The organism is Nocardioides sp. (assembly GCF_034670285.1).
Lineage (GTDB): Bacteria > Actinomycetota > Actinomycetes > Propionibacteriales > Nocardioidaceae > Nocardioides.
This window is the reverse complement of the sequence record NZ_JAXMNS010000072.1, coordinates 1-11,368: the sequence shown is the minus strand read 5'-3', so window position 1 is coordinate 11,368 and position 11,368 is coordinate 1. Positions and strand designations below refer to the sequence as shown.

The following is an 11,368-nucleotide window of genomic DNA, read 5'->3' as shown; positions in this document are numbered from 1 at the left end:
CTTCGCGTCGTTCTCCGGCAAGACCCTGATCCAGGGCGAGCCCGACGCGTCGAGCTTTCCCAACGGTGGTCTGCGCAACACCTTCGAGGCCCGCGGCTACACCGGCTGGGACGTGATGAGCCCGGCCTACGTGCTGGAGAACCCCAACGGCAACACGCTGTGCATCCCGACGATTTTCATCTCGATGACCGGCGAGGCGCTCGACCACAAGACGCCGGTGCTGCGCTCGCAGCAGGCGATGTCGGTGCACGCCAAGCGCGTGCTCGAGCTCTTCGGTCACGCCGAGCCCGACAACGTGGTGGCCTACTGCGGTCCCGAGCAGGAGTACTTCCTGGTCGACAGCCACTTCTTCCTGGCCCGCCCCGACCTGCTCAACGCCGGTCGCACCCTGTTCGGCGCCAAGCCGCCCAAGGGCCAGGAGTTCGACGACCACTACTTCGGTGCCATCCCCGAGCGCGTGCTCGGCTTCATGATGGACACTGAGCGCGAGCTGTTCAAGCTCGGCATCCCGGCCAAGACCCGGCACAACGAGGTCGCGCCCGGCCAGTTCGAGGTCGCGCCGATGTTCGAGCGCGCCAACGAGGCCTCCGACCACCAGCAGCTGCTGATGACGACGTTCAAGTCGGTGGCCAAGAAGCACGGCATGGAGTGCCTCTTCCACGAGAAGCCCTTCGCCGGGGTCAACGGCTCGGGCAAGCACGTCAACTTCTCGCTCGGCAACTCCGAGCTCGGCAGCCTCCTGGTGCCCGGTGACAACCCGCACGACAACGCGCAGTTCCTCGTCTTCTGCGCCGCGGTCATCCGCGCGGTCCACAAGTACGGCGGTCTGCTGCGCGTCTCGGTCGCCTCGGCGTCCAACGACCACCGCCTCGGCGCCAACGAGGCCCCGCCGGCGATCATCTCGATCTTCCTCGGCGACCAGCTCGCCGACGTCTTCGACCAGATCGCCAAGGGCGGTGCCACCCGCTCGAAGGACAAGGGCACGCTCATCATCGGCGTCGACACGTTGCCCGACCTCAACAAGGACCCGGGCGACCGCAACCGCACCTCGCCGTTCGCCTTCACGGGCAACCGCTTCGAGTTCCGCGCGCCGGGCTCGCAGCAGACCGTCGCCGGCCCGATGGTCATGATCAACACGATCATGGCCGAGGCGCTCGACTACTGCGCCACGTCGCTCGAGACCGCGGTCGCTGCGGGCACCGACTTCAACGAGGCCGTCCAGACGCTGCTCGCCGACATCGTCTCGCAGCACGGCGCGGTCATCTTCAACGGCAACGGCTACTCCGACGAGTGGCCGGTCGAGGCCGAGCAGCGCGGGCTGAAGAACCTGCGCACGACGGTCGACGCGCTGCCCGAGCTGATCACGCCCGAGGCGATCGAGCTGTTCTCGAAGTACGGCGTCTTCAACGAGGGCGAGGCCCACAGCCGCTACGAGATCGGCTGCGAGCAGTACATCCTCACCGTCGCGGTCGAGGCGAACCTGACGCTGGAGATGGGTGCGACGACGATCCTGCCGGCCGCGCTGCGCTACCAGACCGAGCTCGCCTCGAACGTCGCGGCGCTCAAGGCGGCCGGCGTGGACGCCGACCTGTCGTCGCTCCAGCAGGTCAGCGCGCCGATCGCGGCGCTGCGAGCCGGCCTGGCCACGCTCGCCGACGCCATCGCCCACGAGCACGCCGAGGAGTCGCTCGAGGCGGCCACCTACATGCGCGACTCGGTGCTCCCGGCCATGACGGCGGTGCGCGAGGCGGCCGACGAGCTCGAGGGCATCATCGCCGACGACCTCTGGTCACTGCCGACCTACCAGGAGATGCTCTACATCCTCTGAGGCACTCCTGACCCAGCGCCAGACCCTGTCTGAGCACCGGGCCGTCGCACCCTCTGGGGTGCGGCGGCCCGTGGTCGTTCAGGAAGTCGACGGGTGGGGCAGCTCCACCCGGACCGTGAGGCCGCCTCCCGGCGTCGCCGCGGCCTCGATCGTCCCGCCGTGGGCATCCACGACGCGGCGGCACGTGGCGAGCCCCATCCCCGAGCCCGTGACCGCGGCCGAGTCGCCGACTCGTACGAAGGGCTCGAAGACCCGCCCCAGCTCGTGCTCCGGCACGCCGACCCCGTGGTCCACGACCTCGAGCCGCCAGGTGTGGTGACCGGACCGCGCGGCCAGCTCGATCTGGGGAGGCTTTCCGGGGCGGCGGTACTTCGCGGCGTTGGCGAGCAGGTTCTGCACCACGATCCGCAGCTGCACCGGGTCGGCGACGACCGCGTCGAGGTCGGCGAGGTGGACGGCCCCCTCGAGCTCGACGGCCAGGTCGTCGCACACGTCGCGCACGAGTCGGCGGACGTCGACCTCACGGCGTTCGAGCTGCCCGCCCAGGGCCGCGAACTGCAGGACCTCCTCGACGAGCACCCTCATCCGTCCTGTGCTGCGCTCCGCTCGTGAGAGCAGCACGCGCATGGTCGCGACGTCGGGCTCACCTTCCTCGGTCAACCCGCTCAGCAGCTCGAGCGTGCCGGAGAGCGCGCCCAGCGGGTTGCGGAGGTCGTGGCTGACCTGGCCGGCGAAGGCGGTCAGCTGCAGGTTGGAGCGCTCGAGCTCGTCGATGGTCGAGGCGAGCTCGCGGTTGCGCACCTCCAGCTCGAGGACGTCGACCACGCGGTCGGCGAGGTCACGCAGCGCGCGTCGTTGCTCATCGTCGATCACGCGTTCCTGGTCGTCGTGCACGCACAGCGAGCCGAAAGGCACCCCGGAGGGAGTGGTGAGCTGATAGCTGGCGTAGAAGACCGCTTGCCCGGCACGCACGAAGTCGTTGTCGCGGAACCGTGGGTCGAGGGCCAGGTTGGCCGAGACGAGTGGTTCGGGCTCGGCGAGGACGGCATCGCACATCGAGAGGGTGCGAGGCACGTTGAAGGGGTCGAGGCCGGTGCTCGCGAGCTGGCGAAGCTCGTCGTCGGTGATCACCGAGATGAAGGCGGAGGAGACCCCGCACACGCGCGCGGCCAGCTCGGCGAACGCCGTCAGCTCGGGCCGGTCGACGGCACCGAGCAGGCGGTAGCGCTCGAGCGCCTCCATCCTGGCGGCGTCGTTGCTGTGATCGACGTGCAGCTGGGTCACGGAGGTCCTGCTCTGAGATCTGGGGTGGATCGGAAGGTCAGCCTAGGGAGGGCCGGCGCTGGCCGTGGCTGGTTTCGCGGACTCGTGTCGTGCGCTGAGCTGCGACGCGTTGAGCGGGTCACGGACGCAGCCGGGCCACCTGGCGTCGTACGACGTGCAGCACGTCACCGAGGACGAGGTTGACGTCGGCGATGTGGAGGCCCCAGGTGTCATCGGGCGCCGGATTGAGCTGCTGGGCGTCACCGACCGGTCGCACCCGGAGCACGTGGGTGCCGTTGGTGCGAGCGCAGCGTGCGGTGTAGCGGTCTGCCGGCACCAGCCAGGGCGTCTCGGCGCTCGGTGGTGGGCCGCCGTAGAGCTGCAGCTGCAGAAGACCCAGCAGCCCGGGCAGCCGCTCGGAGCGCACGACCGTGCGCACCTGGACGCGACGGTTGGCGGCGAGCGAGGCGGGGTTGGTGCAGGCCACCTCGAGGCGACGACCCACGGGCAGGTCGAGCCCGGGAGAGGCCGCGTCGTCGGTCGGCGGCTTGCCGAAGCGGCTGTCGTCGGGCGGGGTCTCGCCGTAGGCCGACCACGCCATCACGCAGTGCAGCTGGCGTGACGAGCGGCACAGACGCAGGTGCTCGAAGTCGCCGCCGCGGTCGCGGCCGCGCCGTACGACGACGTCGGCCCCTGGCAGGACTGCGGACACCAGTCGCTGTCGCATGCTGCGTCGCGGGTCGATCTCCTCGGCGATGAGCTTGCGAAGCAGCCGTGAGCCCTGCGAGTGCCCCACCAGCACGAACTGTCGCTCCGGGCCGACCTCGGCCAGGTAGGCGCGCCAGGCGCGCAGGACGTCGACGTAGGCGAGCCGGTAGAAGTCGCCGCGCTGCTCCTCGGTGAAGGCTTTCTCGGCCGCGAGCGCCGCCAGCGTGCGCTGGCGGTAGAGCGGTGCGAACGTGCGGCACACGGTCGAGAAGCGCTGTGCCTGCTGGCGGGCCACTGCCTCGACGGAGGCCTCGCTGCGGCGACGAGCGTTGGGGGTCGGCTGCTCCGAGGAGGTCGGGTAGACGTAGAAGCAGTCGACGCCCGCACGACGGGGGACCCGCGGCCGCCGTACGACAGCAGACCCGTCTGCGCGCACCGCAGTGGTCGTCTGGTCGCCACGGCACGGGTCGTCGGGTAGCCCGGGATGGCAGAGCCAACGGGTCTCCGCCGAGGCTGCTCCGGCCGGGACCACGAGGCCGATGAGGCCGAGCGCCACGAGCAGCAGCAACAAGGCCGAACGGTGCGGTGTCGGGCCGGCCACGAGAGGGAGTCCTTGCTGTTCGGGGGTGCTGCACGGAGCCTAGGTGACCGACCCTGGGGCTGCGGGTGTCCTAGGGTGCGGGCATGGCTTCCTTGGTGCTCAGCGTCATCGGTGACGACCGCCCCGGACTGGTGTCGACCGTCTCTCGACTGGTCGAGGTGCGGGGAGGCAGCTGGCAGCGCAGCCAGATGGCTCGTCTGGCGGGCAAGTTCGCCGGGGTCGCGCTCGTCGAGGTTCCGGACGGCGAAGTGGCGCTGCTCGAGGAGGAGCTCGCAGGCCTCGCGGTCGACGGCCTGCAGGTGCGCGTGGAGCGCGCGGGGCCCCGAGATGGTGGAGGTGGCGGTGACGAGTCCGAGGTCAGGCTGCACCTGCTCGGGCAGGACCGCCCGGGCATCGTCGCGGAGATCTCCGCGGCTCTTGCTGCCCACCAGATCGGGATCGACGAGCTGGTCACCGACGTCCGCGACGCGCCGATGGCCGGCGGCAGCCTCTTCGAGGTCGAGGCCAGCCTGTCGGTGCCCGCGGCGACCGATCTCGCCGAGGTGCGGGGTGCTCTCGAGCAGCTCGCCGACGAGCTGATGGTCGAGCTGTCCCTGGAGCCGACGCCTAGCGCGTGAGGACGCGCAGGGCGAGCTCGGTGGTGGCCTCCACCCCGAAGTGATCGACGACCCGGCGCACCCGATCGGGGTCGAGGGGGAGCAGGCCGGGACTTCCCGCCGTGTCGGGCTCCAGCCCGAGGTCGAGATCTGCGCGGCCGCCCATCAGCGTCAGGTTGAACTCGAATCGTTCGCGAGCGCCGGGCTCGCGCAGGCGCTTGAGCAGCCCGGCACTGATCCGCCGCTGACCCTGCTCGGCGCAGTAGTCGTCCAGAGCAGCCGCCACCGTCGCTCCGTCGCAGTGCTCGAGGTCGGCCCACACCTCGTGCATCGAGCCGACCTGGGCGAGCAGCGCCGCGGCACCCTTCTCGCCGATGCCGTCGACGCCCGGCAGGTTGTCGCTGGCGTCGCCGCGCAGGGCGGCGTATTCGAGGTAGTGCTCGGCCGCGACGCCGTACATCGCGTGGAGGCGTGCGGGGTTGAGCAGGGGAGAGGCGTGCATGCCGCCGTTGATGAGGCGCAGCACCTCGGTGGTCTCGCTGATGTGCGAGAAGGCGTCGCGGTCGGAGGTGATGATCACGCAGCGCCAGCCCGCGCGCTCGGCCCACGCGGCCGCGGACGCGCTGACGTCGTCCGCCTCCAGCCCTGGTGGGGTGATCGTGAGCAGCCCGAGCGCACCGAGCAGCGCCCCCGCCCGTCCGAGCTGGTCGACGAGGTCGGGGTCCTTCTCGGCGCGACCTGCCTTGTAGTCCGGGTACTGCTGAGCGCGCAGCGAGGAGGTCTTGTCGTCGAGCCCGAGGACGACGGCGTCCGGCGCGAACGACTCGATCGCCTCCAGCACCTGACGCACCATCCCGTGCAGCGCCCACGCGGGCCGGCCGCCGCGGTCGCGCAGCGCCGTGCCCTGCCGGGCGTGGTGGTTGCGGTGCAGCAGCGACGGAGCGTCGATGCAGAGCAGCAGCTTGGGGTCGTGCGGAGGAGAGGTCGTCATGATGAGTGACCCACCGTAGGCCCGTGCCTCAGTGCAAGATCTTCAGGCCTGCGACACCCGAGACGATCATCAGCAGCAGGAGCACCTTGACCAGCGATGCCGACTCGGCCCCGGTGACCATCGCGTAGGTGACCGTGAGACTGGCACCTATGCCGACCCACACGGCGTACGACGTGCCGACGGGCAGCTCGCGCATCGCATAGGCGAGGCCGAGCATGCTCAGCGTCACCGAGACCGCGAAGACGAGCGACGGGGCGAGTCTGCTGAGCCCGTCGGAACGGCCCAGGGCCGTGGCCCACACCGCCTCGAGGACTCCGGACAGCACCAGGATCAACCAGGACATGACATCTCCTCAGGGCCGTCTTGTCGCACACCGGGTACGGCACCCACTCGTCCGGGAGCCCGGGAGGTGCTCCGGGCGCTGGTGCCAGTGTGGCAAACAGGGTGTCGTCGTCTAGATTCCGTGCGTGAGCGCACAGGCCCCTTCCGCAGTCATCCTGATCCGTGCCGAGCGGTTCGTCCCCAACCAGGCGACCGCCGCGGACAACGCCTTCCAGTCCTCGCCGCCCGAGGGACAGGCCGACGACCAGACGTCGGCGCGCGCGCTCGAGGAGATGGACGCCGTGGCTGAGGCCCTGCGCGCAGCCGGCGTGCGGGTGCACGTGTTCGCCGACGGCGACCACACCCGTCCCGACAGCGTCTTCCCCAACAACTGGCTCTCCACCCATGCCGGCGGCACCGTGGCGGTCTATCCGATGTATGCCTCGAACCGGCGTCACGAGCGTCGGGCCGACGTCCTGGAGATGCTGAAGTCGTCCTACCGCGTGCAGACGATCGTCGACTACTCCGGCCTCGAGCCCGACGGGATCTTCCTCGAGGGCACGGGCGCGATGGTGCTCGACCACATGTCGCGGGTGGCCTACGCGGCCGTCAGCCACCGCGCCGACACCCACGTGCTCGAGCGCTTCTGCACCGACTTCGGCTACGAGCCGATGGCCTTCGACGCTGTCGACTCCTCGGGCGTGCCGGTCTACCACACCAACGTGATGGCCTGCATCGGCACCGAGGTCGCGCTGATCGCCCTCGACCTGATCCCCGACGAGGTGCGTCGCGCGGCCGTGCGCGAGCGGCTGACGGTCAACGGACGCACGATCGTGGAGCTCACCGAGGAGCAGGTGCGCGAGTTCGCCGGCAACGCCGTCGAGCTGTGCGGACGCACCGAGGACGGCCGCCGGAACTACGTGATGGCGATGTCGTCGCGGGCCCGGCGCAGCCTGCGCCCCGACCAGGTGGCGGTGATCGAGCAGTCCTGCACGATCGTCGACGTCGACATCCCCACCATCGAGCTCGCCGGCGGATCGGTGCGCTGCATGATCGCCGGCGTCCACCTCGACCGCCGCCGTGGCCTCGACCTGCCCTCGCCGGCCGTGGTCGCCATCGACGAGAACCCGCACACGGCTGACGGAAGTGACCTCGCGGTGCAGCACTGAGCGGTCCGTTGCGCTCGGCGGCTCTCGCGTGGCACTCTATTAGTGACCGAGCGGTCAGTAATCTGAGAGCTGCTCGTCGAGACCCCGTTGGAGGAGCCATGACGCTGACGCCCGAGCTCGACGAGCCGGCGCTGCAGGAGAGGTTCGACGCGGTGATCGCGCGAGCCGACCGGATCGAGCCGCGTGACTGGATGCCCGAGGGCTACCGCCGCACGCTCGTGCGTCAGGTGGCTCAGCACGCGCACTCCGAGATCATCGGCATGCAGCCCGAGGGCGGCTGGATCACCCGCGCGCCATCCCTGCGTCGCAAGGCGGTGCTCCTGGCCAAGGTGCAGGACGAGGCCGGCCACGGCCTCTACCTCTACTCGGCCTGCGAGACCCTCGGCAGCTCGCGCGACGAGCTCACCCGGATGCTCATCGACGGGCGTCAGAAGTACTCCTCGATCTTCAACTACCCGACCCTGTCGTACGCCGACGTGGGCACCATCGGCTGGCTCGTCGACGGCGCCGCGATCTGCAACCAGGTGCCGCTGTGCCGCACGTCGTACGGCCCCTACGGACGCGCGATGATCCGGGTCTGCAAGGAGGAGTCGTTCCACCAGCGCCAGGGCTACGAGCTGCTCGCCACGATGATGCGCGGCACCGACGAGCAGCGCGCGATGGTGCAGGAGTCGGTCGACCGCTTCTGGTGGCCGGCGCTGATGATGTTCGGTCCGCCCGACGACGACTCACCCAACACCGCGCAGTCGATGGCGTGGGGCATCAAGCGCAACACCAACGACGACCTGCGCCAGCGCATGGTCGACATGACCGTGCCGCAGGCCGAGGCGCTCGGTGTGACGCTGCCTGACCCGGCTCTACAGTGGAACGAGGAGCGCGGCTCCTACGACTTCGGCTCGCCGGACTGGGAGGAGTTCAAGAAGGTGATCTCCGGCAACGGCCCGTGCAACGACCAGCGCATCGCCCACCGACGCCGGGCCTGGGAGGACGGCGCCTGGGTGCGCGAGGCGGCGACCGCCTTCGCGGCGTCCGCGTCCACCCCCGCAGCTGCCCCCGAGGAGGCTGTCCGATGAGCGGCGTCGACGGCGGCTGGCCGCTCTACGAGGTGTTCGTGCGCGGCAAACGCGGCCTCAACCACGTGCACGTCGGCTCGCTGCACGCCGCCGACGACGAGATGGCTCTGCTCCACGCCCGCGACGTCTACACCCGACGCAACGAGGGCGTGAGCATCTGGGTGGTGCGCTCAGACGCCGTCACCGCCTCCTGCCCCGACGAGAAGGACCCGCTCTTCGCCCCGAGCGGCGACAAGGTCTATCGGCACCCGACCTTCTACGAGATCCCCGACGACGTCCCCCACATGTGAGCAGGAACCGATGAGCGCCACGCACGATCACGAGTCCGTCTACGACGGGCTGCTGGGCAGCGACGACTCCCAGTGGGCCTTCGGCACCGACTTCGAGGACCCCCTGGCCGGGATCGACACGACCGTCCCCGACGGCGTCGACCCGAGTGACCTCGGGCGCTACTGCCTGATGCTGGGAGACGACGCGCTGGTGATGTCGCACCGGCTCTCGCAGTGGTGCAGCAACGCCCCCGACCTCGAGGAGGACATCGCGCTGGCCAACATCGCGCTCGACCTCCTCGGTCAGGCGCGTCTTCTCCTGGCGCGCGCTGCCGCTGCCGATCCGACGCTGGTGCCGAGCCTCCCCGAGGGCTCCCCGGTGCCGCCCGAGGACGCCCTCGCGTTCTTCCGTGGCGACCGCGAGTTCCTCAACGTGCGGCTCGTCGAGGCCGACAACGGCGACTTCGGCCAGACGATGGCCCGGCTCGTGGTCTTCTCGGCCTGGCGGCTGGCGCTGCTCCAACGACTGCGGGGGAGCCGTGACACCGTGCTGGCCGCGGTGGCCGCCAAGGGCGTCAAGGAGATGACCTACCACCGCGACTACGCCGCGCGGTGGATCCTGACCCTCGCCCGCGGCACCGACGAGTCGCGCTCGCGGGTCGAGGCCGGCCTACGAGCGATCTGGCCGCTGGAGGCCGAGCTTTTCGAGGGCCACCCCGTCGAGGCACGGGTCAGCGAGGCGGGCGTCGGCATCGACCCCGGCGTCGTACGACCCGAGGTCGACGCGGTGCTCGACGAGGTCCTGTCGGCCAGCGGGATCGAGCGCGCCGACGCACGACCGCTCGCGCGGGTGCGCGGTGAGAACGGTCGCGACGGCCTGCACACCGAGGCCTTCAGCCGACTGCTCGCCGAGATGCAGGTCGTGGCGCGTGCGCACCCGTCGGGGTCCTGGTGAGTGCCATGGACCCGGTGAGCCCCGGAAGCTCCCGTCACGCCGCCAGCGCCGAGGAGGCCAGGCGCATCGCCGTGCGCGTGCGTGACCCCGAGCTGCCGATGCTCACCCTCGAGGACCTCGGCGTGCTGCGCGGTGTCGAGGTCGTCGGCGGCTGCGTGATCGTGACGCTGACCCCGACCTACTCGGGGTGCCCGGCGCTGGCCACGATGCGCGACGACGTCGTGCACCGGCTGCACAACCACGGCTTCCTCGAGGTCGAGGTGCGCATCAGCCTCGATCCACCGTGGTCGAGCGACGACATCACGCCGAAGGGCCGTCGTGCCCTGGTCGAGGCCGGGATCTCCGCGCCGGGCCCCGCTCCCGACACGAGTGGTCCGGTGCCGCTCTCGCTGCTGCCCACCCACCGGGCCGTGACCTGCCCGCAGTGCGGGGCGGCCGACGCCGTACTGACCTCCGAGTTCGGGGCCACCGCCTGCAAGGCCCTCTACCGCTGCACCGAGTGCCTCGAGCCGTTCGAGCACATCAAGGAGATCTGATTTGTCCTCGCCAGCCCGGGCGGCGTTCCACCCGCTCACGGTCTCGCGCGTCGACCGGCTCACCGACGACGCCGCGGCGGTCAGCTTCGACGTCCCCGACGACCTCCGCGCGGCCTACGACTTCCGCGCCGGGCAGTCGGTGACCGTGCGTCGGACGATCGACGGGCGCGAGCACCGGCGCTCGTACTCCGTGTGTGCCCCGGCCGGCCGTTCGCCCCGGATCGGCGTGCGCGAGATCCCGGACGGCGTCTTCTCCCGGTGGTTGGTCCACGACGTGCGGCCCGGCGACGTCGTCGAGGTGCAGACCCCGACGGGGCGCTTTCGCGCCGACCCCGACGAGGGTGGGCACCACCTGTGCATCGCAGCAGGCTCCGGCATCACCCCGATGCTGTCGATCGCCTCGACCGTCCTGGAGCACCCCGATGCGCGGGTGACGCTGCTCTACGGAAACCGCACCAGTGCGTCGGTGATGTTCGCCGAGGAGCTCGCCGACCTGAAGAACCGTTTCGGATCGCGCTTCCACCTCGTCCACGTGCTCTCGCGCGAGCCGCGTGAGGTCGACCTCTTCTCCGGTCGTCTCGACGCCGAACGCGTGCGCACCCTGGTCGAGACCCTGGTGCCGCTCGCGAGCCTCGACCACGCCTGGCTGTGCGGGCCGATCGGGCTCGTCGAGGATGCTCGCGGGGTGCTCACCGATCTCGGCGTCGACCCCGAGCGCGTCCACGTCGAGCTGTTCTACGTCGACGAGCCGCCGCCCGTGCTCACTCGCGTCGATGCCGTGGCGACCGGGGAGACGAGTGCGGTCACCGTGGTGCTCGATGGTCGGTCCACGACGTTGGCGCTGCCGCGCGACCGGAGCGTGCTCGACGGCGCCCAGGCCACCCGCAGCGACCTGCCGTTCGCCTGCAAGGGCGGGGTGTGCGGCACGTGTCGGGCGCGCCTGTGCGACGGCGAGGTCGATCTCCGGCGCAACTACGCGCTGGAGGATCACGAGCTCGAGCAGGGCTTCGTACTGGCCTGCCAGGCTTACCCGGTGAGCGAGACGCTCAAGATCGGAA

General features: G+C 70.6%; 12 protein-coding genes and 1 riboswitch. Of the genes, 8 read left to right on the top strand and 4 right to left on the bottom strand.

Translation table 11 applies throughout. The annotated features are described in order from the left end of the window. Positions 1-1,828, top strand: a 1,828-nt coding sequence (locus tag VOI19_RS05525; RefSeq protein WP_323791958.1) for a glutamine synthetase III, incomplete at its 5' end; no start/stop codon positions are given. A 78-nt stretch (positions 1,829-1,906) separates the two neighbouring features. On the opposite strand, the gene VOI19_RS05520 is transcribed toward VOI19_RS05525, so the two are convergent. Together VOI19_RS05520 and VOI19_RS05515 are read right to left on the bottom strand one after the other, a co-directional pair. After that, positions 1,907-3,112 carry a GAF domain-containing sensor histidine kinase gene (locus VOI19_RS05520; protein WP_323791957.1) on the bottom strand — a complete coding sequence of 402 codons (1,206 nt, stop codon included), beginning with the start codon at positions 3,110-3,112 and terminating at the stop codon, positions 1,907-1,909. Between the two features lie 118 nt (positions 3,113-3,230). Continuing rightward, positions 3,231-4,370, bottom strand: coding sequence for a DUF3089 domain-containing protein (locus VOI19_RS05515; RefSeq protein ID WP_323791956.1), 1,140 nt, complete (start codon positions 4,368-4,370; stop codon positions 3,231-3,233). Between the two features lie 113 nt (positions 4,371-4,483). On the opposite strand from VOI19_RS05515, the gene VOI19_RS05510 reads away from it, so the two are divergent. Beyond that, positions 4,484-5,017, top strand: coding sequence for a glycine cleavage system protein R (locus VOI19_RS05510; protein WP_323791955.1), 534 nt, complete (start codon positions 4,484-4,486; stop codon positions 5,015-5,017). Here VOI19_RS05510 and VOI19_RS05505 read toward each other — a convergent pair. Both VOI19_RS05505 and VOI19_RS05500 read right to left on the bottom strand, forming a co-directional pair. Next, positions 5,007-5,987 carry a 5'-3' exonuclease gene (locus VOI19_RS05505; RefSeq protein WP_323791954.1) on the bottom strand — a complete coding sequence of 327 codons (981 nt, stop codon included), beginning with the start codon at positions 5,985-5,987 and terminating at the stop codon, positions 5,007-5,009. The two genes, VOI19_RS05510 and VOI19_RS05505, sit on opposite strands and share 11 nt — an antisense overlap. A 28-nt stretch (positions 5,988-6,015) precedes the next feature. Further along, positions 6,016-6,330 (bottom strand): DMT family transporter, encoded by a 315-nt coding sequence (locus VOI19_RS05500; protein WP_323791953.1) that lies wholly within the window; start codon positions 6,328-6,330, stop codon positions 6,016-6,018. Between the two features lie 9 nt (positions 6,331-6,339). Next, a riboswitch (guanidine-III (ykkC-III) riboswitch) is annotated at positions 6,340-6,412 on the bottom strand. Positions 6,413-6,454: 42 nt separating this feature from the next. Between VOI19_RS05500 and ctlX the strand changes: the two genes are divergently transcribed. The 6 genes from ctlX to paaE form a co-directional block, all read left to right on the top strand. Beyond that, positions 6,455-7,477: a citrulline utilization hydrolase CtlX gene (ctlX, locus tag VOI19_RS05495; protein ID WP_323791952.1), complete on the top strand. Its 1,023-nt coding sequence runs from the start codon at positions 6,455-6,457 to the stop codon at positions 7,475-7,477. A 98-nt stretch (positions 7,478-7,575) separates the two neighbouring features. Beyond that, complete coding sequence (gene paaA / locus VOI19_RS05490; protein WP_323791951.1) at positions 7,576-8,550, top strand: 1,2-phenylacetyl-CoA epoxidase subunit PaaA; 975 nt, start codon at positions 7,576-7,578, stop codon at positions 8,548-8,550. Next, positions 8,547-8,840 (top strand): 1,2-phenylacetyl-CoA epoxidase subunit PaaB, encoded by a 294-nt coding sequence (gene paaB / locus VOI19_RS05485; RefSeq protein WP_323791950.1) that lies wholly within the window; start codon positions 8,547-8,549, stop codon positions 8,838-8,840. The genes paaA and paaB overlap by 4 nt, the downstream gene beginning before the upstream one ends. A 10-nt stretch (positions 8,841-8,850) precedes the next feature. Next, a complete protein-coding gene (gene paaC, locus VOI19_RS05480) occupies positions 8,851-9,774 on the top strand; it encodes a 1,2-phenylacetyl-CoA epoxidase subunit PaaC (RefSeq protein ID WP_323791949.1) in 924 nt (307 codons plus the stop codon). A 14-nt stretch (positions 9,775-9,788) separates the two neighbouring features. Continuing rightward, positions 9,789-10,310, top strand: a complete 522-nt coding sequence (gene paaD / locus VOI19_RS05475) for a 1,2-phenylacetyl-CoA epoxidase subunit PaaD (RefSeq protein ID WP_323791948.1) — start codon at positions 9,789-9,791, stop codon at positions 10,308-10,310. A gap of 1 nt (position 10,311) precedes the next feature. Beyond that, positions 10,312-11,368: 1,2-phenylacetyl-CoA epoxidase subunit PaaE (gene paaE / locus VOI19_RS05470; RefSeq protein WP_323791947.1), on the top strand; the 1,057-nt coding region annotated here is incomplete at its 3' end.

Bases quoted from the DNA above. Each gene is read 5' to 3' on its own strand.
- VOI19_RS05510 (WP_323791955.1), top strand. From the start codon at position 4,484: ATGGCTTCCTTGGTGCTCAGCGTCATCGGTGACGACCGCCCCGGACTG.
- VOI19_RS05505 (WP_323791954.1), bottom strand. From the start codon at position 5,987: ATGACGACCTCTCCTCCGCACGACCCCAAGCTGCTGCTCTGCATCGAC.
- VOI19_RS05500 (WP_323791953.1), bottom strand. From the start codon at position 6,330: ATGTCCTGGTTGATCCTGGTGCTGTCCGGAGTCCTCGAGGCGGTGTGG.
- paaA (WP_323791951.1), top strand. From the start codon at position 7,576: ATGACGCTGACGCCCGAGCTCGACGAGCCGGCGCTGCAGGAGAGGTTC.
- paaB (WP_323791950.1), top strand. From the start codon at position 8,547: ATGAGCGGCGTCGACGGCGGCTGGCCGCTCTACGAGGTGTTCGTGCGC.
- paaC (WP_323791949.1), top strand. From the start codon at position 8,851: ATGAGCGCCACGCACGATCACGAGTCCGTCTACGACGGGCTGCTGGGC.